We start from the raw sequence: 22,040 nt of genomic DNA, 5'->3' as shown, positions 1-22,040 counted from the left end.
TTCTTCATATTCTAAGTTGTATTTAATTATAAGGAGGGAATATGATGGGTGACTTTGCTGGAGGGTTTACTTCAACGAGTGCAATTCTGGTGCTATTTATCTTGTTAGTAATCATTTCTAAGGCTTTCTTGATCTAACCTAATTCATAGCCCATTTCCTATTTCCGTCAATCCACTATGGACTGACGGATTTTTTAATGAGAATAGGATGCTATTTCTTCAGTTTTGCCAAAGCTTTATTCATTTGCTCTTCATTTGATTTAATACTGTCACTATCGGCGGCATGTACACCTTGGTACGTATATTTTGTGTTTTGATAAAAATCGACGGCAAAATCACTTATCGCTTCATCATCACTATGCTGATCTCCTACAACAATAGCTTTAAATATATTGTTCAGCATATACTCGGCATCTTTGATATTAGCCAGATAGTTCTCGGATGTGTATTCCTCAACAATGGACGATTCGAAATCCAGTAATTCATCTTTACTCGGTTTGTAATTCCTTGCTAATGCTTCAGCAGCTGTAGATTTTTCTGTAGCCGATGCATCTGATTGAGCAAGTCTTTTTAGCGTGGATTCCCAGTTTTCATTCGTCTGTTCAGTCGTTGCTGGTATATCGCTTGGCACATTTGTAGGGGGTTCTGTTGTTTGTGTTGGTTCAATAGTAGCAGTAGGAACTGCCTGGTCTATTGTTGTCTTCTTGCCTCCATTGGTGATGACCAAGAATCCTACAAGCACAATGATGATACACCAGAACAACCACTTTCTGTAAAATGGAATTTTCATGTTGTTCCTCCCTATGTCTAACGCTCATTCTTAATCCAGTTTACCAATGAAGTCGTGGGATAGCCATTTGTTCTTCCAAAAAAATATTTAGGTAAAATTCAGCGGAGATTTATGTGCCTTTAAGGTTCAGGGGTTATAGTTAAGGCCTCCACTCCCCGGTGGATTCATTCTTTCCTAGATCCTACCAAACATTTGGTAGGATCTTCTCTTATTGAACAGAGCTCTGTGAGTTATATTTCGAGGCCAAAAGCGTGCCCCAGCTTTTCTGTTTCTAGAATAAGCTCAGGGTGATCAGAGGGAAGAATACAGTAGCAACGGGTATGTGAAACTTTAAAGGTTCATTCAGAAACCTACTGTCATCCATGTTAATTCATCTCCTGATTTAAGTTTCTATGAGATAAACTAAATTAAGTATAAATAATTGGTTGTATAATTATTATCTCTCTCATATCTGATAATTACCCAATAGAGCGGGCATAGAATAAAATTTTGAAAAATAATGATTTATTAAAATACTTTTATAAAGTATTATATTAAGTGAGGTGATTATTGTAGTATGGAGAATATCGGAGGAAATGCTCTTGTCACTAGGGAGGTTAACGTCAATTTGGTGCGCAGAGTCTTGAAGGAGAAACAGCAAGCAACCAAACGAGAAATTGCTGAGACAACAGGCTTGAGTGTGGTGACAGTCGCTACAGTGCTGCAGCATTTGGTGAAGCACAATGAAGTTCTCGAGTCTGGGGTGATTTCATCCAGTGGAGGAAGACCTGCGCAACAATATACATACAACGAGGAGTACGCGCTTGTCTTCATTGTCTATCCGTATGAGAAGGAAGGTTGTACCTTTATTCATGGCACCGTTGTTAATCTTTCTGGAAAAAGCATGTACGAAACAGATGTATTGGTGGAATATGTAGATTTGGAAAGCTTTGAACAAATCATAGATCAATGTATTAATCTGTATCCTTCAATACAGGCGCTTGGCTTCGGTTTACCCGGTGCAGAATATGATGGGAAAATGATTGTGTCAGACTATGAAGCCTTACTGGGCATTCCGGTTACAGAGCATTTTAGAACGCGCTATCAAAAACCAGTTGTCATGGAAAATGATGTGAATGCTGCAGTTATTGGGTTCTGCAGACGTACGCAGGTGGCTACTGATGCTTCCATAGTCTATTTGTATTTTCCTGAGAAATTCCCTCCGGGTGCCGGTATTTATCTTCATGGGAAGCTATACAGGGGGAGACGGAATTTCGCCGGTGAAGTTGCCAATATACCATTGGGGATAGCGTGGGGGGAAGCAGCCTTGCTGAGCTCACCAGAACGGCTATGTGAAGCGATAGCAAAACTTACGGTGGCAATCTGTAGTGTGCTGAATCCTGATGCTGTAGTGCTGTATGGAAGTTTTTTAAGTAGGGAGCATATCCTCCATGACCTCACCCAAAGATGCAGTACACAACTTCCTGCAAGTGCGATGCCAAAGCTGTTGCTTTCCGAGGATTTTGCAGCTGATTATAGAGAGGGAATGATTGTGCAAACGCTAAGTACGCTGGAACCAGAGTTACATTTAATTAAATATGACAGTATGGGTGGGAATCGCTAATGGCTACATTATTCTTAATCATTATCTATTTAGCTTTCATTAGTTTGGGATTGCCTGATTCTATGCTGGGAAGTGCGTGGCCGGTCATGCAAATCGAGTATGGAACACCCATTGAAATGGCTGGTGTGCTCTCCATGGTCATTGTGGCTGGTACGATCATCTCCAGCTTAGCAAGTGAGGCTGTGCTCAATCGATTGGGTACTGGAAAGGTCACTTTTATTAGTGTTGCAATCACTGCTGTTTCGCTGTTAGGCTTCTCCCTATCACCCTCTATTCTATGGCTTGCTATCTGCGCCTTGCCGCTTGGACTAGGTGCGGGGTCAATTGATGCCGGGTTGAACAACTATGTGGCTACCCACTACAAAGCGCACCATATGAGCTGGCTGCACTGTTTCTGGGGGGTTGGAGCTATGCTCGGACCTATAATTATGTCCCATAATATAGCAGGCGGGCATTCTTGGAGAGATGGCTATACTGTCGTTAGCATGATTCAGTTCGGATTGGTTGTGGTGTTATTCCTCACACTACCATTATGGAAACGGGTTGAGCAAACGAACCATACAGTGGAAAAAGAGGAACAAAACATATCCATCGATACATTTCTTCCTGAGACCCATGAGAAACCCTTGAAGATTAAAGGTGTTAAGTTTGCCCTATTTACTTTTTTATTTTATGTGGGCGTTGAAGCTACGATGGGGTTGTGGGGGAGTAGTTTTCTTGTGAATGTGAAAGGACTGTCTGCCTCATCGGCAGCGCAATGGGTATCTATGTATTATGCAGGCATAACAGTAGGCAGGTTGCTCACCGGATTCGTAACTTTTAGATTCAGCAACCGGGATCTTATCCGTGCGGGACAAATGATAGCTTTACTAGGGGCTATATTACTGGTAATACCGTTACCGGAGATATTTTCGCTAATTGGTTTTATTTTGGTTGGCTTAGGATCTGCCCCAATATTTCCTTGTATGCTGCATGAAACACCAGTCCGCTTTGGGAAAAAGCACTCCCAAAAGATCATGGGCTATCAAATGGCTGTCGCCTATGTAGGAGGAGCAATCTTACCGCCGCTGCTGGGATGGGTGGCTGCCCATACCTCTTTTATTATATTTCCGTTTGTCATTGTAGCCTATATTATTATTATGCTCATTAGTTCAGAGAGAATAAATAGCCTGATGAACAAACGTCAGACGATTTGACATTATTTATAAGAGTGTACAACCTGAATGCAGGAAGTGATATACTCTTTTGTGAAGTTATAACATCCGAACTATGTTCATATAGGAGTGATATCATGAGTAATACCTATAAAGTCCTGTCTACAGATGCCGACCTGTTCACCGCAGCGCTCGCACAAGTTCAAGTATATGTTATCCAGAAGAACAAGGAGCAGCCGGATTGTATTGTAGATTATTGTGGACCGATTCGAGAGTATACACCGGATTTTGTGAATATGGGTGATATTAATTATAGAAGAGCTGGATTTGAATTCCGTGTTCATATTCCTAAAAAAGCATTTTGAGCATCCCTCGGAAAATATCAGATGAGCAAGTTTTCAGAGGGACGCGCACAAAATAGATTACAAGAAATTAAAAGCTGTTATTTGATCAGCATAAACAATCAACTGCTTATATTCAATCGCGAGCTCATGGTTGGCGAATGGTCTTACAATAACGTTATCTAGGACTATGAAGTTATAATTGAAGTTCTTGTCCGGATGCTCAGACTCCAGATACGATATGTACTCGTCTACAATGACATCATCCATTAACGATTTTAGGTTGAATAGATCATCCTTATTGGAACTGTTGGGAGATACATTTCCTTGAATACTGCCAAAGGCCGTAAGCAGGTTAACCTTTCGCTCACTAACGAGCTCGTTGTTTAATAATAAATTGGAGAGCTTCCCCAGTGTATCCACCTTAAAATCCACGAGGGTTCTTATTTTTGAATTATTCAATCCTGACACTTCCCTTCAAGTATTTATACCAGTTACAATATTCGACATATAATTGCAAAAGTCCTCGCGGATCAGTAAAAATATTTAGAAGTTGCAAGAGGCTGCCCTAGAAGCCATTTCCATGTATTGTAGGACAGGCCCCTTTTTTAATCTCTTATGGTCACTCGGGTTCCTACAGGAAGTATGGCTGCGAGAGCTGTAACGTCCTCATTATACATGCGTATGCAGCCATGGGAGACCTCTTTTCCGATGGAGGCAGGGTCATTGGTTCCGTGGATACCGTAATGCGGTTTCGATAATCCCATCCAAAAGGCTCCGAACGGGCCACCAGGGTTAGGCTGCTTGTTGATTATAGTATAATCGCCCAAGGGAGATTGGGTCAGCATTTTACCAATCCCTACAGGAAACCCTCTGACAACGGTATTATCATCAAGCAGATATAACATACGTTGTGATAAGTCAACGATAATTCGATAATTTGGCAACGTATTCGTCACTCCCTTCAGGATAGAGTATGTGTGGAGTGTCAGGGCTGTTAATACAATAAGGGCATTGTAAGGTTGCGCGTAGTGAAGATTTGTTAAACATATATTCATTATCTAAATAAAGACTAAAGGCTGTTCCGCATAGAAGCGAAACAGCCTTTAGTCTTTATTGGAGGAGGGCATGATACTAGTGGATATCGCGGAACAATCCGATCACTCTGCCCAAGATGGTAACGCGGTTTAGACGTAAGGGTTCATAGGCGGAATTCTCTGGTTGCAGGCGTATATGATCACGTTCTTTATAAAAAGTCTTAACGGTTGCCTCATCTTCTTCGGTCATAGCTACAACGATATCTCCGTTATCGGCAGTTTGCTGTTGACGCACGATAACATAATCACCATTCAAAATACCAGCGTCTATCATACTGTCACCAAGTACAGATAACATAAATACTTTGTTGTCACCAATGAAATGAGCAGGTAGTGGAAAGTAATCTTCAATATTCTCTGTGGCTGTAATTGGAATTCCGGCTGTGACTTTACCGAGAACAGGAACACGGGTAACTGTTTGGGAAAATTGATGAACATTATCGGAATCATCTTGACCAAGCACTTCAATCGCACGTGGTTTCGTTGGGTCACGACGGATTAGACCTTTCTTCTCGAGCCGGTCCAAGTGACCGTGTACTGTTGAACTGGAGGCAAGGCCAACGGCTTCACCAATTTCGCGGACGGAAGGTGGATAACCCTTGCTGCGGACTTCGTTACGTATAAATTCCAGGATCGCCAGCTGGCGACTCGAAATCTTGGACATCGGAATCAACCCCATATAGTAATGTTTGGGAAAATTATAACATAGAACTACCGTTCGCACAAACATAAGTTCTAATCTACCCATTTAAAATGAAGAAGAGTGGCTAAATATTGATATTTTATAATATAGAACTGGGAAATTGGCATCCTGAAAAAAGAGAACAATTGTTCGAAAAAAGCTATTGATCAAAACACATGTTCGTGTTATATTATTTTTGAAAGTAAGAACAAGTGTTTGGAGGGCGATGTTTGATGATGAAGTATAGCACATACCGCAGTATCTATGATGAGGCTCAGAAGGTCGAAGCAGTTGGGCAGATTTCTGTATCTGATAGATTGAAATTAAGTAGAGAAATTACGGGTCGACTGGTAGATAGAGTGTTGAAGATGTTCAAACAAGATCAATTGGTAAAGTTAGCCTTAATAATCCTACTTGTGGTATCTGGCTTTACGGTGGTTGGCAATGTTTTTGCAGGATCAGTGTCTTTAATGAAACAAGAGAAGCGGGTTGTTGTGGAACGTGGAGATACCCTTTGGAGTATCGCACTTGAGAATAAACCGTCTGATATGAAAACGGCTGTATATATAGAAGGAATTAAACGATTCAGTGGATTAGAGGACAGCAATATTAAGGCTGGAGATATTATTACATTGCCTATTTATTAATTTATTATGAACAGCACACATGAATAAGACAGAGCTTGCAGGGAGTAGACCTTGACAAGCTCTTTTTCTCATGGCAAAGTTAGAATGAATTTATTAGGGGAGGGGAAAGTTTTGGACTTCGATAAAATGGTCGCACGCATTAACGAATTAGCACGCAAGCAGAAGAGTGATGGCCTTAGTGAAGAGGAAACGGCTGAACGCGCCAAGCTCCGCGAATTGTATCTTGCTAATTTCCGCAGTAATTTCCGTACTCAGCTGAATACTATTGAAGTTGTAGATAATGATGAGCATGGACAAGGCAACAAGGGGCTAAAGCATTAGCTCCTTTGTACCTTTTCATAGATATTACAGTATGACTAGGGGGAAATGACATGGCCCGTTCTTGGGAAAGAATGGTTCAACGCAACACGCAGAATATTAATAAGCAAAGAAAGAAACAGGGCAAGGAGACTCTTTACGCTACGAAAACCCCTGCAAAGAATGTTGATGTTTTTAAAGGACGCAATATTGTGTTTCCAGTCGTTTTATTTGCGCTTGGTGTGATGTTTTGGGCAGTGGGAACGATAGATTCGCAAAGGTCTGAGGGTCTTCTAGCCAACTGGCTGGGTGTTGTACTTTACTTTGTTCTGGCGGCACTTATCTATTTCCGTCGGCCATACTTAAAAGTAGATCGCAACAAACTCTCCACGTCCAAATTCAATCGTGAACGTTTTCTGCCTGCTGCTGAAATTGAGAACATCACTCTTTCGCGTGGTGCGGTTACGATTAAGCATAAAGGCAAACGGACAAGATGGGTTTTCACCAGACTGATTAACCGTTATAACACGTCCGCCATGGGTGAACGGCTGGAGCAGTTTGCAAAGGCTAACAACATTGAAATCGAACACCTATAACATTAGAGTCCATCTTAGGGAGAAGGAGCGCTATAATGCCGATTGCCGCTGTACTATTTGACCTTGATGATACACTGTTATGGGATGACCGGAGTATTGAAGAAGCGTTCCGGTTTGCCTGTGAAGCGGCTGGAGACTCCATTAATCCTCAGGAACTTGAAGTTGCTGTCCGCAGGGAAGCAAGAGGTCTGTATGAATCTTATGAGACCTTTCCGTTCACTCAGATGATCGGGATTAATCCCTTTGAAGCTCTTTGGGCTAACTTCACTGCAGGGGAGCAACCGGAATTCCGCAAGTTGGAGCAGCTTGCACCGGCGTATCGGAAAGAATCTTGGAGACGTGGACTTGCAGCTCTGGGTGTGAATGATGAAGCGTTAGCTGAGACGCTAGCTGCTAAATTTGCCGCAGAGCGCCGCAGTCGCCCTTATATTTATGAGGAAACGATCCAGGTGCTAGAACAGCTACGTGGAGAAGTGAAGCTACTACTGCTTACAAATGGCTGCCCAGCCCTGCAGCAGGAGAAGCTAGATGGTGTACCGGAGTTGATTCCATACTTTGACCATGTTGTTATTTCGGGGGATTTTGGCAAAGGCAAGCCTGACAAGGATATCTTCTTACATGCGCTTGAACTGCTTGAGATAACACCGGAGCAAGGAATAATGGTTGGTGATAAACTCACCACGGATATTCGTGGAGGACTGGCAGCGGGTTTGACTACAGTCTGGATTAATCGGACTGCCAAAATTCCAGACCCGGCGATCCACCCCGACTATGAAATTGGACATCTTTCTGAGCTCCTTCCGCTAGTACAATCTCTATAATGAACAGTTAGAAAGTCAGTGTCCCTTATAGGGATACTGACTTTTTTTTGAAAGTACATATTAAGATTGCTCAACAATTGTGTGAATTATGTCATTAATAACTAAGTGATTGAGATTCTGAAAACCCGTATAACATCAATGTTTATAAAGAGTTTTTAAGCGAATATTCGTTACGTGAGTATATATGTCCAAGCTTGTTTTTGGGTCATCATGTCTGACGCGGTCCATATTGGTTTTTGAATCAATTTAAGAGCCTGCTTCCAGGCTTGCCTCGATTAGTAATGTAATATGTGTATGCGGAAAATATGTGGGGCTAAAAGACGGCTTGCAAAGCGGAAGAATTCTGAAAATGCATCGTTGGCGATGTGAGTACCTCAAATTAAGCAGCAGTCCTCTATAGATTATGTACGATTGATTAAACAATGAGATATTGTGCGCCAAGTATGATAATCATTTGCACCTAGTCCTATTGTTATTGTTCCAGCAAATTTTATATACCCTATCCACGAATCGCTAGGTTCACGATCATCATAGCACTACCAAGTAATAAACAAAAAAAGAACATTTTATCAAGCCTTATTCAACTCTGCTCTCAAAATCTGTGATGAAGTAGCGCCCTGCTTGAGTTAGCCTACTTTCATTAACAAAGACCATCTTAATTCGATTTAGTAAGCCGCCTCGACTGAAAGTAATATTTGTTGCAAAGTCTGCTTTGTTGATCTGTTCTAAAGCAGCATGGAAATCTTTCTTTTCAACGCCTATTTCTCGGAATTCAGGTTGTTCTTCTTGCTCGATATATTTCAAAATCAGATATACAATAGCTTCACTTTTTTTATTTTCATTATAAAAAATCCTTTCAGAGTCCAAGTAAGGCATGACTGGTACGGCGTAACACAAATGAGGGCATAGCCCCAGAAAGGATATGACACATGAAGGTTGCACTATCCTGGCAGCAAGTCCCCGCACTCGAGGCAGGAATATTATCAGAGCTATGAATCTGCAGAAGATGATTTGGAACGTGCGCGACGTTTAGTAGTCAGACTGTGGAAAGGCAGATGCTTGGAATATCTGATCAAAAAAAGACACCATAAGGTGTCTTAGTACAGATGCTTTTCGCTCGGATCTCACGAGCTCGTCAGTGAACTGAGTTCAAAAGCAAGACCGGCTACGGCAAACAAATGAATAGATACATTAATATTAATGTTGAAATTTGCGGCAATATTAATATTCATAGATAACCACGCTCCTACAGTGAAAATAAACATCAAGACAACAATATAGAGCTTTTGGCTTGCCATCATCAGTGCAGAGTAGCCATCCTGTACAGACACTTTAAGCGTTTCGGCAATAAGATTGTACTACAATTTTTTGTGATTTGTAAAGAAATGACTGTATCTAACATCGAAATTTTAGTTTTAATTGATGATTCTGTCTAAACATAAATGTCTATATTTGGGATTGGATTTCTTTATTCATGATTTATACATATATATATTACATATAAGTAAAAAGTTACTGCGTATACATAGAACATATGTTTGGTTATAATACAAACAGACGTTCCTATATTCGGAGGCGACCCATTATGAAAATGAATGTCGGTCAAACCATTGAAATTATATACCAAAGCAAAGCCGGGAAGATCACGCAGCGGAAGATTGAGATCATAGGCATCCGAGACGGACGTATCCGGGCGAACTGTTTGACCACTGGAGCCCCCCGGGTGTTTTTGGTTTCGAGTATTCTGGCCTGGCAACAGGTGACACAGAAACGCTATGCTTAAAGATCGTGTTATCCTGCTGTCTGATTGCCAAAGTTTCTATGCCTCAGTGGAGAAGGCAGCCCATCCCGAATATCGAGATAGACCAATCGCTGTAGGAGACCCAACCCGCATGAACGGCATTGTGTTGGCTGCCTGCCCCATCGCCAAAGCCCAGGGAGTAACAACGGCATCTAGAGTAGGGGAAGCCATGACAAAATGCCCGGGGTTGATCGTTGTCCGGCCCCGCATGGGGACTTACATTAAAGTATCACTCTTGATATCGGAGATATATCGGACCTATACCGACCTGGTAGAACCCTACAGCATCGACGAGCAGTTCTTAGATGTTACGGGTTCACTTGCTTATTTTGGAGGATCGCTACAAGATATGATTCGGAAAATTCAGCATCATGTTTTGCTTTCAACAGGAGTTTGGACTCGGGTAGGTATTGGACCGACAAAGACACTTGCTAAGACAGCAACTGATAATTACGCTAAAAAAGCAGCGGGCGGAATTTATGAACTTACGTATGACCGGCTGGAGTCCACGCTTTGGACATTGCCGGTACAGGATATGTTTATGGTTGCAGGCAGAATGACCAGGAATTTTTGGCGCATGGGTATTACCACAGTTGGAGATATTGCCCGCATGGAGCTGGGAGAGTTTAAGCGGAGAATGCGCACGACCATGGGCAAGCAGAGCGATATCCAAGCGGAATATTATTGGCAGACTGCCCGTGGAATAGATCCTAGCCCCGTAGTAACTGGAATACGGCACCAAATCAAATCGGTCGGGCATGGCAAGGCTTTGCGCTGGAATTTGTATACCCGACTACCTGAAATTGAGGTCGTCTTGCTGGAACTGGTGATCGAGGTTTGCCAGCGGGCGCGGAAATACCGGTATATGGGAGCGGTGGTCTCTATCGCGGTGTCAGAGACGGACGGCAACAAATCAAACTCATATAGCAGACAAATGACAATGCCAGAGCCTTCCTCTTTAACTCATGAGGTGGCAGCGGCGGCATATCGCTTATTTGTCAATCATTGGACCGGTATGCCTGTAAGTCGATTAGCTATATCTATATCTCAGTTGACCGATGACAGAGTCATGCAACTCACCTTATTCGATGACCGTATCCGAACATACAACCGCGAGCGAGCCATTGATCAGATCAAAACCCGATACGGTAGCCGAGCGCTCATTCGCGCATCCTCGTTACTCGAATCTGGAGTTGCCCTGGAAAGGGCCGAACAGATCGGAGGACACTATAAATGAGTAAATTAGATGAAAATGAAAGATGGAAATCCAAAATGGTAATGACAGAGCACGTTGAGCAATATGAGCAAAAGCAAGAGGATGAGGTAAGGAAGTTGATAACTATTGATGAGCGAACGATGGTTCGTGACCTCATTTTACTTCCTTACATTGATACCATGGTTAGTAAGAGCCTGAAGGAGATCGAGCACTCCAGCAACATCCTCAAACGCGCCTATTTGATGGCCGGTCAAACCATCCAACGCAGGATTATGCAGGATACCTATCAGTTGCAAAAAGAGCTGAAGCAGCGGAATATCAGGGTGCTAGCGGATGAACAGGAGGAATTCTTAGTGTATTACAAAATTTTTTGCCGAGGCTATCAGGAACGTTTTGGCTTAACACGTGATGTTATTCGATCTGAGATAAGCCTGCGGCTGACAAAGTATACAGCGGAGGTAGGTGAACTGTTGAAAAATAATTCAAAAAAGGATTAGCTATATAAAAATTCCCTGTCAGTGATTATACTGACGGGGATGTTTTGTCTTTGGGAGAATGCTCGGTATCATGAGTGGCAACTCGATTTGCAGCGGAAACTAGAAGTACTATGGTTGACGGGGCGGGTCCCAAAGATTTAGTCTGTATAATAGAAGGAACGTGAATTACAGCTTTTTTTGAGTGCTTTTGGTTAATGAAATCACAAAAAGATCACTATAATGCTTTTCGCCACTTTATCTTAAATGATAAAAATAGCTCGTTAGTATCCATAACCAGTTAAAATAGGCACTTGATTTACACTGATTTATGCTGAGTCACTCGTTAAACATATGTGTATAATAGAACAAGAAAGCATTACGCCAGATGTCAGTATAGATCCGCCCTACACTTAAACCGGGAGGATAACAAATGATGATCCGCAGGAAAATGGTCTTTCTATTATCAGTTGTCACTATTTTGGGGCTTGGGGGTTGCTCCTCAGGTAGTCATGGACAGTCCCATATGAATAGCGCGGATCTTTCCATGGTTGCGATTAAGGTGGAGTTACATTGGAATCCAGATGAGGTTTCCGTCAATCAAAAGGTGACTTTTGAAGCTGCGGTGACACAAGATGATCAGCCAGTTGATGACGCGAAAGAGGTTAAGTTCGAAATTGTTAATAAAGCTGATGCTACACAGAACCTGGAGCTGAATGGGAAGTCTGCGGGAAACGGGTTGTATAAGGCCGAGGGTGTACTCAAGCTAGAAGGTTTGTATACGGTCACTTCCCATGTAACTGCACGAACGCAGCATTCTATGCCAAGTAAAGAGCTTACCGTACAACCATAAATGGAAAGGGCGGGATTATCCGCCACAGAATACGGATTATGCAGGGTGGAAAGGAAGGCTTTCCGAATTCCCTTAATTCTGCTAAACTTACTTTATTGTTTTACTGGGGGGATTTGAAGTTGGCTAAATTTACACTTGCTGAAAGCTTGCAGCAACGCATATTAATTCTTGATGGTGCTATGGGTACCATGATCCAACAGGTGCCACTTACCGGCGAAGATTTCGGCGGAGAAGACCTTGATGGTTGTAATGAAATGCTGGTGCTTACCCGGCCGGAGGTTATTCAGAAAATACATGAGCAGTACCTGGAAGCTGGTGCTGATCTCATCGAGACTAATACATTCGGTGCAACGTCAGTAGTTCTTGCTGAATATGATATTCCGCAGCGGGCACGCGAGATCAATCTGGTGGCCGCGCAATTGGCTCGGAACGCCGCAGATAAATATGATACGCCTGATCGTCCCCGTTATGTTATAGGGGCCATGGGTCCAACAACTAAGACGCTTTCCGTTACCGGTGGTGTAACCTTTCAGGAGCTTGTAGACAGCTATGAGGAGCAGGCTGTGGCGCTGATTGATGGTAAGGTTGACGCTTTGCTATTGGAGACTTCTCAAGATACTTTAAATGTGAAAGCCGGAAGTATTGGTATCCGTAATGCTTTTGAGAAGACGGGTATCACGCTCCCAATCATGATCTCGGGCACAATAGAGCCTATGGGCACAACATTGGCTGGACAGAATATAGAATCCTTTTACATTTCACTGGAGCACTTGAAGCCGATTTCGTTTGGACTGAATTGTGCGACCGGACCGGAGTTCATGCGTGATCATATTCGTTCGTTATCTGAAATTTCGTCAGCAGCAGTAAGCTGCTACCCTAATGCGGGATTGCCGGATGAGAATGGGAACTATCATGAATCACCGGAATCACTTGCCCATAAGGTTGCAGCTTTTGCTGAGAAGGGCTGGCTTAATATTGCCGGAGGCTGCTGCGGAACAACACCAGAACATATTCGCAAAATGGCAGAAGCACTTTCCCAATTCCCTCCACGTCCACTTACGGGAAGTCATCCACCTGCATTGTCAGGTATTGAGCCTATCTATATTGAAAGCGATAATCGTCCATATATGGTCGGAGAACGCACGAATGTACTTGGTTCACGGAAGTTCAAACGTTTGATCGTTGAAGGTAAGTATGAGGAAGCGGCAGAAATCGCCCGTGCTCAGGTCAAGAGTGGAGCACAGGTCATAGATGTGTGTGTACAGGACCCTGACCGTGATGAGACTGAGGATATTAAGCTTTTTCTGGATTTGGTTGTGAAAAAGGTTAAGGTACCCTTAATGATTGACACCACTGATCCCAAGGTTATTGACTTGGCCTTGCAGTACTGCCAAGGTAAAGCAATAATTAACTCTATTAACCTTGAAGATGGTGAAGAAAAATTCGAGTTGGTAACTCCACTTATTCATAAATATGGCGCAGCTATTGTGGTAGGTACTATTGATGAGACAGGACAGGCTATTAAAGCGACCGACAAGCTGGCAGTCGCTATACGCTCCCACGATTTGCTGGTCAACAAGTACGGTCTGGCCGCAGAGGATATTATTTTTGATACACTAGTCTTTCCTGTGGGCACTGGTGATGAGCAATATATCGGTTCGGCCAAAGAAACCATTGACGGGATTCGCTTAATTAAAGAAGCACTGCCAGCTGTGCATACGATTCTGGGGATCAGTAACGTCTCCTTCGGTCTGCCGGAAGCGGGGCGCGAGGTGCTGAATTCTGTATTCCTGTATGAGTGCACCAAGGCGGGTCTTGATTATGCGATTGTTAATACGGAGAAGCTGGAACGCTATGCCTCTATACCTGAAGAGGAACGTTATTTAGCCGAGCAGTTGATTTATAATACGAATGACGAGACGCTTGCGACTTTTGTAGCTGCATACCGTGGTAAAAAGGTAGATAAGAAAGAGAAAATCTCCAATCTTTCCTTGGAGGAACGTCTGGCTTCTTATGTGGTTGAAGGGACGAAGGAAGGACTCATTCCCGATCTCAATGAAGCATTGCTCAAATCAGGTGCGTTAGAGATTATTAACGGCCCGTTAATGGCGGGAATGTCTGAGGTTGGGCGGCTGTTTAACAATAACGAACTGATTGTTGCTGAAGTACTGCAAAGTGCTGAGGTGATGAAGGCCTCTGTAGGTCATCTAGAGCAGTTTATGAAAAAAGATGAGACTTCTGTAAAAGGGAAGATTATGCTTGCCACTGTCAAGGGTGATGTACATGATATAGGCAAGAATCTGGTAGAGATCATTCTCTCCAATAATGGTTACCAAATTATTAATTTGGGTATAAAAGTACCACCACAGGCGATTATTGAAGCCTTCAAACGTGAGAAAGCGGATGCCATTGGTTTATCTGGCTTGCTGGTGAAGTCTGCTCAGCAGATGGTGCTGACTGCTCAGGATTTGCGTTCAGCGGGTATTGATGTCCCGATCATGGTCGGTGGAGCAGCTTTAACGCGTAAGTTCACCAAAACACGTATTCGACCTGAATATGAAGGCTTGGTGCTGTATGCGAAGGATGCTATGGATGGGTTGGCCATTGCTAACCGTCTGATGAATCCCGACGAACGGCTCAAAATTGAGGAAGAGGTTCGTACCGAAGAAGACGCTGCAGTTGCAGTTGCCCCGAAACAGGAACTTCCAGTATTGACAAGAGCGGTTCGCTCGAAGATTTCTCCGGATGCTCCTGTATTTATCCCACCGGATTTGGACCGTCACGTGCTACGTAATTATCCTTTGGGGCATATTATCCCCTATGTGAATATGCAAATGCTGCTTGGACATCATCTGGGACTGCGAGGTTCAGTTGAGACCCTGCTCAGTGCGGGGGATAAGCGCACTTTAGAACTAAAGGAAACAGTGGATGACATTATCCAACAAGCCATGGTCGAAGGTACAATTACACCCCATGCGCTGTACCGCTTCTTTCCGGCGCAGTCACGTGGCAACGACATCCTGATCTATGATCCACAGGATGTCAGTAAAATACTGCATACTTTCACATTCCCGCGACAGGGAGTAGAACCTTACTTATGTTTGGCTGATTTTTTGAAGTCGGTAGATAGTGGTATTATGGATTACGTTGGATTCTTGGTAGTAACAGCGGGGCACGGTGTCCGTGAACGATCGACAGTGCTTAAGGACAAGGGAGATTACTTACGATCCCATGCTCTCCAGGCAGTGGCGCTTGAAGTAGCCGAAGGACTGGCTGAGCGTGTTCATCATATGATGCGGGATACTTGGGGTTTCCCCGATTCGGCAGATATGACCATGAAGAAAAGACATGGTGCGAGATATCAAGGTATCCGCGTATCCTTCGGCTATCCAGCTTGTCCGGATCTGGAAGATCAGGGTCCACTGTTTAAACTGCTGTCACCAGAGGATATTGGAGTTGAGCTTACAGAAGGCTTTATGATGGAGCCTGAGGCTTCTGTATCAGCGATGGTATTCGCTCATCCCGAGGCCCAGTATTTCAATGTAGAGAAGCTGTAATAATCTTTTAGCTATAATCCCTGTCTGAAGGTGGGGCTAAACCCCTTCAGCGGAACCTCCCGGTTACGGGAGGTTTTTTGGAAATTTAAGAATTTATTCGCAATAATTTATCCTTATATTTCTTGAAGAAACGGGTGCCGTCCATTTAAGGACGGTGAAGCCGTTTCTTCTTGCTGGTAATAGAAGAACAATCGAAAAAAAGACAAGAGAGGAGGATGGTTATGGAATTATATTTTTTGGGTACAAATGCTGGAGTACCGACTCTGCAGCGCAATGTGACATCTGTGGCTTTGCGGCTACTTGAAGAACGGCGCAGCTTCTGGATGTTCGATTGCGGAGAAGCTACGCAGCATCAGATTCTACGTTCACCACTGCGGCTAGGCAAGTTGGAAAAGCTGTTTATCACTCACCTGCATGGTGACCACTTGTTCGGGCTGCCTGGATTGTTATCCAGCCGTGGTTATCAGGGCGGTATTGCGCCGCTGACCGTTTACGGACCTCCGGGTTTGAAGAATTATTTGGATATCTCTCTGTCAGTAAGTCAGTCCCGTATCCCATACAAACTTGAGATTGTAGAGCATACCGGAGGTTTGGTGTTCGAGGATGACAGTTTTAAGGTAGAAGCTGGATTGCTGGAGCATCGAATTGATAGCTACGGCTACCGGGTAACGGAAAAGGATAGTCCGGGCAGCCTTAACACAGAGCTGTTACAGAGCTATGGCTTGAAACCAGGGCCTCTTTACGGCAAATTGAAGAAGGGCGAGAATGTCACTACAGAAGAAGGTATTGTAATTTACGCTGCTGAGGTAGTAAGCGAGCCTAAGCGGGGACGGATTGTTACAATACTTGGCGATACAAGACCGTGTGAGGGTACACTTCCATTGTCAGTAAATGCAGATCTAGTCGTTCACGAGGCGACCTTTGCTCATGACTTGGCAGATATGGCCTACCAATATCATCATAGCACTGCTCGTCAGGCTGCTGAACTTGCCAAAGAAGCGGGTGCCCATCAGCTGCTGCTGACTCATTTTAGTTCCCGTTACAGCAACCCGGAAGCGCTCATTCCACTGCTTGAGGAAGCGCAAATGATCTTTCCTGAGACGTTGCTCGCTGAGGAATTTTGTGCCTTTCCCGTATATAGGAGAGTGCTGAGAAATTAATTATTTTCCGGGAAAGCGCAGGAAATGACAGTCTTATGCCAAAAAAAGCCTTCCCACACAGTAGTTCGATGAAGTTCGACGAAGTATGTTAAATTTAAAGGATTAGCTTGCTGAAATAGCTCCGAACAAATAGAGAATTTGCCGAAATGCAGTATACTTACGAGGAAGATCATCGTATGCGGCTTCAACATGAGGAGAAACATTAATATAGTTCATAGTATTATTAATTCATGATATTAATTAAAATCGGTTGAATTTTTGAGGTGAATTGCAATAGACACAATCAAAGGATTATTGATTGATCTGGACGGAACCTTATACCACGGACATCAAATGATTCCAGGTGCTGATCTGCTAATCAAGGCTCTACGCAAGGCGGGCATTCCCTTTTTGTTTGTCACTAACAACTCCTCGCGGACAGCGGGCGGTGTAGCGGAACATTTACAAGGAATGGGTATCGAAGCGAAAGCGGAGGAAGTATGCACCTCATCGCTGGCGGCTGCACGTTACATTGCGGAGGAATCACCAGGGGCGACGGTGGCGATACTTGGAGAAGCGGGACTGCATGAAGCCTGTGCTGACGCAGGCCTTACACTAGTAACAGAGTTCCCGCAGTATGTGGTACAGGGTATAGACCGCTCTTTTACATACGCTGCACTTACACAGGCATCTCGCTGGATTCGTGGCGGTGCAAAGTTTGTACTCACGAATCCAGATCTGATGCTCCCATCCGATGATGGTATTCTGCCGGGTGCGGGGACGATCGGCGCAGCGATTGAAGCGGCTAGCGGGGTAGCTCCCATCGTCATTGGCAAGCCCGAGTCTCATCTGATCACCTATGCAGCGTCTATACTCGGAATAGATTCCAACCAGGCTGTTATGGTTGGAGACAACATGCGTACAGACATTGCAGCAGGAGCAGGTGCTGGCTGTCAGACCATACTGGTGCTTACTGGATTGACCACAAAGGACAATCTTGATTACTATAAAAAAGTTACTGGAGTTACACCGGATAAAATTTGTAGTGATTTAACTGAACTAATGACGCTGCTCGGTGTATAATGGCAGAGGCTTAAATATAGATCAACTTAGAAGGGACGATTGTATATGCCGGAACTTCCGGAAATGGAGAATTACAGAAGGCTGCTAAGTCAGCATCTTATAAATGTGCCAATTACGGGTGTAACCGTAAATAGAGAGAAAACCATTAATATGGACACCGAGGCTTTTGCCAAAGCATTAATCGGCGCCCGTATTGTTTTTATTGAGCGGCGTGCCAAGCATATTTTGTTTCACTTACATGACGGGCGCAGGTTGTTGCTGCATTTAATGTTGGGTGGAATACTGTTCTACGGAACCGAAGAGGAACGTCCAGATCGTACGACACAAGTCGAACTCGCGTTTGGAGAACGGATTCTGTATTTTATGGGACTTCGACTGGGATATCTGCATTTGTTATCCGTGAAGGAAGCCGAGGCTGCGATGGGCAAGCTGGGACCAGAACTGTTGGATCACCGGATGAACCTAGAACGGTTCACTGGACTGCTTAAGGGACGTCGTGGAGCGCTCAAAAGTCTACTCGTTAACCAGCATGTGATTGCTGGAATCGGAAATTGTTACGCCGATGAAATTGCCTATGATGCCCGGTTGCTGCCTTCGACGCTTGTGCAGAATTTGACGCAGGAATCTATAGCAAGGCTGTATGAAAGTATTCGTAGGGTATTGACTGAAGCGACAGAAATTGGCGGTTATATGGAAATGCCATTTATGACTGGCGACACCATTACGGGTTCCTATAATGATCAGTGTAAAGTGTATGACCGTGAGGGAGAGCCTTGTCTACGCGGTGGGGGAACCATTGTCAAAATTGAGCTGACCGGACGCAAGGTGTTCTATTGTCCTGACTGTCAGCATGAGCAATAGTCCCAGAATTGGGGCTCATGTCAGTACTCGCGGTGGATACGGGAGAGCTGCCCGTTTCGCCTGGGAGAGCGGTGCGGCATGTTTTCAATATTTTCCAAAGAACCCGCGCAGTCTGAAGCTTAAACCAGTGGATGTCCAGGGCACCCTAGACTGTGCCTCCTTTTGTCGGGAGAAAGATATGGTGTCTATCGCGCATACTCCCTATCCAACCAATATGGCGGCGGGAGTCGATGATACTACCCCTAGGAAGGTTATTGTGGCATCACTGCGTAACGATCTGGAAATAGCAGAGGCTTGTGGCTCGCTGGGCATTGTGGTTCATTTTGGACAATTTGCTGGTATGGAGCCGTTACAAGGTTATCAAAATATTATACAATGTATGAATGAAACGCTGCTGAACTGGGAAGGTCAGGCCAAACTTCTGATCGAGAATCAGGCTGGCAATCATGGCAGTGCAGGTATGACACTCGAAGAATTGGTCAAGGTACGTGAATTGAGTCAGTTTCCGGAAAGAATAGGCTTTTGTTTGGACACCTGCCATGCATTCGCTGCGGGCATTTGGAATCCTGAACAGACAGTGGAGCTTCTGTTGCGGGGACAAGCACTGGACTACTGGCCTCATCTCGTTGCTATTCATCTGAATGATTCCAAATATCCGTATAATTCACGCCGGGACAGGCATGCCAGAATTGGGCAGGGTCACATTGGAGGTAAAGCATTAAGAGACCTGCTGACCTCGGAGCTGCTGTCAGGAGCGGCCGTCGTCATGGAAACGGAAAAAGGACCGGATGGCAGCCATCGGGAAGATATTGCAACCGTTCTTACTTGGTGGGAGACGAAACGTTATGAAGGAAATGAATGAACGGGAACTGCTTGATGTGCTGCAGAGTACAGGTGAACCTCTAGCCGTGTTATTTTATACACCGCTTTGTGGTACTTGCAAGGTTGCCCGGCGAATGCTGGAGGTGGCAGAACATTTGCTGCCTGCTGAGCTTGTGATTGCAACCGGAGATGTGAATAGGATGCAGGGCATTGTGAACCAGTACCGTATTTCGAGTGTGCCCGCACTGTTAGTGGCTACTGCGGATCGTATTGCTGAACCGGCCATTTATTATTCTATGGGCTCTGTAGAACGGATGCTGGATTACATAAGGAGTGTGACCTCATAATGATATCTTTACAACATCTTACCCTACGCAGGGAAGAAAGTTTAATTCTTGATGACGTCTCGCTTGAGATGAAGGATGGAGAGAATTGGGCCATTCTGGGGCGTAATGGTTCTGGCAAAACAACACTGTTAGAGATGATGACTGGTTACCTATTTCCTAGTAGTGGATCTGTTGAGGTACTGGGGTATAAATACGGCCAATGTGATTTGCGCGAGGTGCGTAAGGAGATTGGTTATATCGGTCCCTCTCTGATGGAAAAAATGTCGCTGACAGATCCCGTGTGGGAGGTTGTGGCAACCGGCGCTTATGCTTATCTGCGCTTCTACCAGGACATTCCGGCTAAAGTGAAGAAACAAGCAATAAACCTTCTTGAAGACATGAATCTGGGTTCCATGGCATACCATCCCTTTGGAACACTGTCGCAGGGTGAACGTAAAAAAGCAATGCTGGCCCGTTGTCTGATCGCCAATCCTAAACTGCTGATTATGGATGAGCCATGTGCGGGTCTTGATCTGTTCGAACGGGAAAAGATGCTGGCCGAAGTAGACAAGCTGAGACAGCGTAATGTTTCCGTCGTTTATGTTACTCATCATGTTGAGGAAATTGTGCCATTGTTCACACATGTGGCGCTAATCCGCGGTGGTAAGTTGGCCGGAGCTGGACCCAAAGCAGAGATATTGACCAAAGAAATGATCTTGGCTACCTATGATATTCCTGTTGATGTAGAATGGGATAGTGGTCGTCCCTGGATTAAAATAAGACCTGGAGGCAAATGATTTGAACGAAATTAGACAAGAAACCGCAGAGCAGACTCCTGCTCCGGAAGAAATAGTGTATTCACGATATATATGTACGGCTAATCACGGGTTTGCTCCGTATGCACAGGAGGAGCTCTTCCGCCTGTTTGGAGCCGTGAAGAGCACACAACTGCTGCCAGGTGAAGTGTTTATTGCAACGCTGCAGGTGGAGCCAGCAGAGGTATCACGGGCATTACTACAGAATCTGCCGATCTTTCTACGGCATATTCAGCCTATTCAGTTCCAAGATGAAGGTGACATGCCTGCGCTGCAGCGCTTGGCTGAGTATTTAAGCCAGCAAAGTGAGCTTGAAGGCAAGAAGGTCGCCCTGCATCTACGTAAGAGCGGGGATTACTTTTGGCAGGAGAGTGCAGGCGAACTGCGTGAGTGGCTGCAAGATCAGCTGCAATCTCTAAATGCTGAATTTACCGTGCAGGACCCGGACTGGGTCATTTCTGTCTATGCAGACGGTGAGGCTTTGTATGCCGGTGTATCCCTTCCTGAGGATAACCTATCCAGCTGGAACGGTGGGGCTATTCGCTTCCGTAAAGATGATGGACAGATCTCGCGTGCGAAGTTCAAGCTTATGGAGGCGGAAAAGGAATTTGATATTCCGTTTTCCAGTTTCCGGAATGCGGTCGATATTGGCGCGTCACCTGGCGGTTGGACTTCCTTTTTGCTGGAACGTGGAATGAAAGTAACGGCGGTTGACCCGGCGCTGATGCACGAGTCACTTCGGAACGCTCCTGGACTTAAAGTGCTCCGCAAAAATGCCGGAGAAGTCAAATTCAAGAATAATGAATTTGATCTGCTTGTCTGTGATATGAGCTGGAGTCCCAAGCTGATGGCCAAGCTGGTAACAGGCCTGTTGTACAGCCTTGCTCCTGGAGGAACGGCCATCGTAACCGTTAAGCTGATGCACAAGAAGCCACTGGCCATGATTAAGGAAATTGTGGGTATGTTCGAAGAAGAGCGGATGCAGATTCAGCGGGCTAAGCAGTTAGTTCATAACCGTGATGAAATCACGCTTTATATGATTAAGTACTGAGTAACTAACTACAGAA

At 44.5% G+C, this 22,040-nt stretch carries 26 protein-coding genes; 20 read left to right on the top strand and 6 right to left on the bottom strand.

The window, feature by feature from the left end; all coding sequences use genetic code 11:
- Positions 1 to 41: 41 nt before the first annotated feature.
- Positions 42 to 137, top strand: coding sequence for a YjcZ family sporulation protein (locus GJB61_RS31755; RefSeq protein ID WP_229521847.1), 96 nt, complete (start codon positions 42 to 44; stop codon positions 135 to 137).
- Positions 138 to 210: 73 nt separating this feature from the next.
- Here the strand turns inward: GJB61_RS31755 and GJB61_RS16410 are convergent, their stop codons facing one another.
- A complete protein-coding gene (locus tag GJB61_RS16410; protein WP_154119811.1) occupies positions 211 to 789 on the bottom strand; it encodes a hypothetical protein in 579 nt (192 codons plus the stop codon).
- A gap of 556 nt (positions 790 to 1,345) precedes the next feature.
- Between GJB61_RS16410 and GJB61_RS16405 the strand changes: the two genes are divergently transcribed.
- From GJB61_RS16405 to GJB61_RS16395, 3 genes are all read left to right on the top strand, one after another.
- A complete protein-coding gene (locus GJB61_RS16405) occupies positions 1,346 to 2,392 on the top strand; it encodes an ROK family transcriptional regulator (protein WP_154119809.1) in 1,047 nt (348 codons plus the stop codon).
- Positions 2,392 to 3,588, top strand: a complete 1,197-nt coding sequence (locus GJB61_RS16400; protein ID WP_154119807.1) for an MFS transporter — start codon at positions 2,392 to 2,394, stop codon at positions 3,586 to 3,588. Before GJB61_RS16405 ends, GJB61_RS16400 begins: the two co-directional genes overlap by 1 nt.
- Positions 3,589 to 3,683: 95 nt before the next feature.
- Positions 3,684 to 3,911: a hypothetical protein gene (locus GJB61_RS16395; RefSeq protein ID WP_154119805.1), complete on the top strand. Its 228-nt coding sequence runs from the start codon at positions 3,684 to 3,686 to the stop codon at positions 3,909 to 3,911.
- Positions 3,912 to 3,968: 57 nt separating this feature from the next.
- Here GJB61_RS16395 and GJB61_RS16390 read toward each other — a convergent pair whose 3' ends face one another.
- The 3 genes from GJB61_RS16390 to lexA form a co-directional block, all read right to left on the bottom strand.
- Positions 3,969 to 4,349: a hypothetical protein gene (locus GJB61_RS16390; protein ID WP_154119803.1), complete on the bottom strand. Its 381-nt coding sequence runs from the start codon at positions 4,347 to 4,349 to the stop codon at positions 3,969 to 3,971.
- 146 nt (positions 4,350 to 4,495) lie between these two features.
- The gene (locus GJB61_RS16385; protein ID WP_154119801.1) at positions 4,496 to 4,834 is read right to left on the bottom strand and encodes a L,D-transpeptidase; all 339 of its coding nucleotides are present in this window, start codon (positions 4,832 to 4,834) and stop codon (positions 4,496 to 4,498) included.
- A gap of 187 nt (positions 4,835 to 5,021) precedes the next feature.
- Positions 5,022 to 5,648, bottom strand: coding sequence for a transcriptional repressor LexA (gene lexA, locus GJB61_RS16380; protein WP_154119800.1), 627 nt, complete (start codon positions 5,646 to 5,648; stop codon positions 5,022 to 5,024).
- 251 nt (positions 5,649 to 5,899) lie between these two features.
- Here lexA and GJB61_RS16375 point away from each other — a divergent pair, with 251 nt between their 5' ends.
- From GJB61_RS16375 to GJB61_RS16360, 4 genes are all read left to right on the top strand, one after another.
- Complete coding sequence (locus GJB61_RS16375; protein ID WP_154119798.1) at positions 5,900 to 6,313, top strand: LysM peptidoglycan-binding domain-containing protein; 414 nt, start codon at positions 5,900 to 5,902, stop codon at positions 6,311 to 6,313.
- Positions 6,314 to 6,424: 111 nt separating this feature from the next.
- A complete protein-coding gene (locus tag GJB61_RS16370; protein WP_154119796.1) occupies positions 6,425 to 6,634 on the top strand; it encodes a DUF896 domain-containing protein in 210 nt (69 codons plus the stop codon).
- A 50-nt stretch (positions 6,635 to 6,684) separates the two neighbouring features.
- Positions 6,685 to 7,206 (top strand): hypothetical protein, encoded by a 522-nt coding sequence (locus GJB61_RS16365; protein WP_154119794.1) that lies wholly within the window; start codon positions 6,685 to 6,687, stop codon positions 7,204 to 7,206.
- A 35-nt stretch (positions 7,207 to 7,241) separates the two neighbouring features.
- Positions 7,242 to 8,027, top strand: coding sequence for an HAD family hydrolase (locus tag GJB61_RS16360; protein WP_154119792.1), 786 nt, complete (start codon positions 7,242 to 7,244; stop codon positions 8,025 to 8,027).
- A 576-nt stretch (positions 8,028 to 8,603) separates the two neighbouring features.
- Here the strand turns inward: GJB61_RS16360 and GJB61_RS16355 are convergent.
- Together GJB61_RS16355 and GJB61_RS31220 are read right to left on the bottom strand one after the other, a co-directional pair.
- The gene (locus tag GJB61_RS16355; RefSeq protein WP_229521845.1) at positions 8,604 to 8,903 is read right to left on the bottom strand and encodes a hypothetical protein; all 300 of its coding nucleotides are present in this window, start codon (positions 8,901 to 8,903) and stop codon (positions 8,604 to 8,606) included.
- Positions 8,904 to 9,151: 248 nt separating this feature from the next.
- A complete protein-coding gene (locus tag GJB61_RS31220) occupies positions 9,152 to 9,358 on the bottom strand; it encodes a hypothetical protein (protein WP_195724357.1) in 207 nt (68 codons plus the stop codon).
- Between the two features lie 254 nt (positions 9,359 to 9,612).
- Between GJB61_RS31220 and GJB61_RS16350 the strand changes: the two genes are divergently transcribed.
- From GJB61_RS16350 to GJB61_RS16295, 12 genes are all read left to right on the top strand, one after another.
- Positions 9,613 to 9,810: a WYL domain-containing protein gene (locus GJB61_RS16350; protein ID WP_154119788.1), complete on the top strand. Its 198-nt coding sequence runs from the start codon at positions 9,613 to 9,615 to the stop codon at positions 9,808 to 9,810.
- Positions 9,803 to 11,065, top strand: a complete 1,263-nt coding sequence (locus GJB61_RS16345; RefSeq protein ID WP_154119787.1) for a DNA polymerase IV — start codon at positions 9,803 to 9,805, stop codon at positions 11,063 to 11,065. The genes GJB61_RS16350 and GJB61_RS16345 overlap by 8 nt, the downstream gene beginning before the upstream one ends.
- On the top strand, positions 11,062 to 11,541 hold the full coding sequence (locus GJB61_RS16340) for a YhjD family protein (protein WP_154119785.1): 480 nt from the start codon (positions 11,062 to 11,064) through the stop codon (positions 11,539 to 11,541). The genes GJB61_RS16345 and GJB61_RS16340 overlap by 4 nt, the downstream gene beginning before the upstream one ends.
- A gap of 409 nt (positions 11,542 to 11,950) precedes the next feature.
- Positions 11,951 to 12,370: a FixH family protein gene (locus GJB61_RS16335; RefSeq protein WP_154119783.1), complete on the top strand. Its 420-nt coding sequence runs from the start codon at positions 11,951 to 11,953 to the stop codon at positions 12,368 to 12,370.
- A 179-nt stretch (positions 12,371 to 12,549) separates the two neighbouring features.
- The gene (metH, locus tag GJB61_RS16330; protein ID WP_420819753.1) at positions 12,550 to 15,927 is read left to right on the top strand and encodes a methionine synthase; all 3,378 of its coding nucleotides are present in this window, start codon (positions 12,550 to 12,552) and stop codon (positions 15,925 to 15,927) included.
- Between the two features lie 221 nt (positions 15,928 to 16,148).
- The gene (rnz, locus tag GJB61_RS16325; protein ID WP_154119779.1) at positions 16,149 to 17,087 is read left to right on the top strand and encodes a ribonuclease Z; all 939 of its coding nucleotides are present in this window, start codon (positions 16,149 to 16,151) and stop codon (positions 17,085 to 17,087) included.
- Positions 17,088 to 17,360: 273 nt separating this feature from the next.
- Complete coding sequence (locus tag GJB61_RS16320; RefSeq protein WP_338115894.1) at positions 17,361 to 18,149, top strand: TIGR01457 family HAD-type hydrolase; 789 nt, start codon at positions 17,361 to 17,363, stop codon at positions 18,147 to 18,149.
- Positions 18,150 to 18,194: 45 nt separating this feature from the next.
- Positions 18,195 to 19,010 carry an Fpg/Nei family DNA glycosylase gene (locus GJB61_RS16315; RefSeq protein ID WP_154119775.1) on the top strand — a complete coding sequence of 272 codons (816 nt, stop codon included), beginning with the start codon at positions 18,195 to 18,197 and terminating at the stop codon, positions 19,008 to 19,010.
- Positions 19,000 to 19,872, top strand: coding sequence for a deoxyribonuclease IV (locus GJB61_RS16310; protein WP_154119773.1), 873 nt, complete (start codon positions 19,000 to 19,002; stop codon positions 19,870 to 19,872). The genes GJB61_RS16315 and GJB61_RS16310 overlap by 11 nt, the downstream gene beginning before the upstream one ends.
- On the top strand, positions 19,856 to 20,179 hold the full coding sequence (locus tag GJB61_RS16305; RefSeq protein WP_154119771.1) for a thioredoxin domain-containing protein: 324 nt from the start codon (positions 19,856 to 19,858) through the stop codon (positions 20,177 to 20,179). The genes GJB61_RS16310 and GJB61_RS16305 overlap by 17 nt, the downstream gene beginning before the upstream one ends.
- Positions 20,179 to 20,955 carry an ABC transporter ATP-binding protein gene (locus GJB61_RS16300; RefSeq protein ID WP_154119769.1) on the top strand — a complete coding sequence of 259 codons (777 nt, stop codon included), beginning with the start codon at positions 20,179 to 20,181 and terminating at the stop codon, positions 20,953 to 20,955. The genes GJB61_RS16305 and GJB61_RS16300 overlap by 1 nt, the downstream gene beginning before the upstream one ends.
- 1 nt (position 20,956) lies before the next feature.
- Positions 20,957 to 22,024: an SAM-dependent methyltransferase gene (locus GJB61_RS16295; RefSeq protein WP_154119767.1), complete on the top strand. Its 1,068-nt coding sequence runs from the start codon at positions 20,957 to 20,959 to the stop codon at positions 22,022 to 22,024.
- Positions 22,025 to 22,040 lie beyond the last annotated feature (16 nt).

The organism is Paenibacillus monticola, assembly GCF_009664975.1.
Classification (GTDB): domain Bacteria; phylum Bacillota; class Bacilli; order Paenibacillales; family Paenibacillaceae; genus Paenibacillus_AQ; species Paenibacillus_AQ monticola.
The sequence above is the reverse complement of the archived record's forward strand: the minus strand, read 5'-3'. Positions and strand labels throughout refer to the sequence as shown.

What these genes read in the sequence shown, in the direction of transcription:
- rnz (WP_154119779.1), top strand. Translation starts at nt 16,149, where the DNA reads ATGGAATTATATTTTTTGGGTACAAATGCTGGAGTACCGACTCTGCAG.
- GJB61_RS16400 (WP_154119807.1), top strand. Translation starts at nt 2,392, where the DNA reads ATGGCTACATTATTCTTAATCATTATCTATTTAGCTTTCATTAGTTTG.
- GJB61_RS16310 (WP_154119773.1), top strand. Translation starts at nt 19,000, where the DNA reads ATGAGCAATAGTCCCAGAATTGGGGCTCATGTCAGTACTCGCGGTGGA.
- GJB61_RS16300 (WP_154119769.1), top strand. Translation starts at nt 20,179, where the DNA reads ATGATATCTTTACAACATCTTACCCTACGCAGGGAAGAAAGTTTAATT.
- GJB61_RS16345 (WP_154119787.1), top strand. Translation starts at nt 9,803, where the DNA reads ATGCTTAAAGATCGTGTTATCCTGCTGTCTGATTGCCAAAGTTTCTAT.
- GJB61_RS16340 (WP_154119785.1), top strand. Translation starts at nt 11,062, where the DNA reads ATGAGTAAATTAGATGAAAATGAAAGATGGAAATCCAAAATGGTAATG.
- GJB61_RS16315 (WP_154119775.1), top strand. Translation starts at nt 18,195, where the DNA reads ATGCCGGAACTTCCGGAAATGGAGAATTACAGAAGGCTGCTAAGTCAG.
- GJB61_RS16365 (WP_154119794.1), top strand. Translation starts at nt 6,685, where the DNA reads ATGGCCCGTTCTTGGGAAAGAATGGTTCAACGCAACACGCAGAATATT.
- GJB61_RS16350 (WP_154119788.1), top strand. Translation starts at nt 9,613, where the DNA reads ATGAAAATGAATGTCGGTCAAACCATTGAAATTATATACCAAAGCAAA.
- GJB61_RS16375 (WP_154119798.1), top strand. Translation starts at nt 5,900, where the DNA reads ATGATGAAGTATAGCACATACCGCAGTATCTATGATGAGGCTCAGAAG.
- metH (WP_420819753.1), top strand. Translation starts at nt 12,550, where the DNA reads ATGGGTACCATGATCCAACAGGTGCCACTTACCGGCGAAGATTTCGGC.
- GJB61_RS16305 (WP_154119771.1), top strand. Translation starts at nt 19,856, where the DNA reads ATGAAGGAAATGAATGAACGGGAACTGCTTGATGTGCTGCAGAGTACA.
- GJB61_RS16395 (WP_154119805.1), top strand. Translation starts at nt 3,684, where the DNA reads ATGAGTAATACCTATAAAGTCCTGTCTACAGATGCCGACCTGTTCACC.
- GJB61_RS16405 (WP_154119809.1), top strand. Translation starts at nt 1,346, where the DNA reads ATGGAGAATATCGGAGGAAATGCTCTTGTCACTAGGGAGGTTAACGTC.
- GJB61_RS16360 (WP_154119792.1), top strand. Translation starts at nt 7,242, where the DNA reads ATGCCGATTGCCGCTGTACTATTTGACCTTGATGATACACTGTTATGG.
- GJB61_RS16410 (WP_154119811.1), bottom strand. Translation starts at nt 789, where the DNA reads ATGAAAATTCCATTTTACAGAAAGTGGTTGTTCTGGTGTATCATCATT.
- lexA (WP_154119800.1), bottom strand. Translation starts at nt 5,648, where the DNA reads ATGTCCAAGATTTCGAGTCGCCAGCTGGCGATCCTGGAATTTATACGT.
- GJB61_RS16355 (WP_229521845.1), bottom strand. Translation starts at nt 8,903, where the DNA reads ATGCCTTACTTGGACTCTGAAAGGATTTTTTATAATGAAAATAAAAAA.
- GJB61_RS16335 (WP_154119783.1), top strand. Translation starts at nt 11,951, where the DNA reads ATGATGATCCGCAGGAAAATGGTCTTTCTATTATCAGTTGTCACTATT.
- GJB61_RS31755 (WP_229521847.1), top strand. Translation starts at nt 42, where the DNA reads ATGATGGGTGACTTTGCTGGAGGGTTTACTTCAACGAGTGCAATTCTG.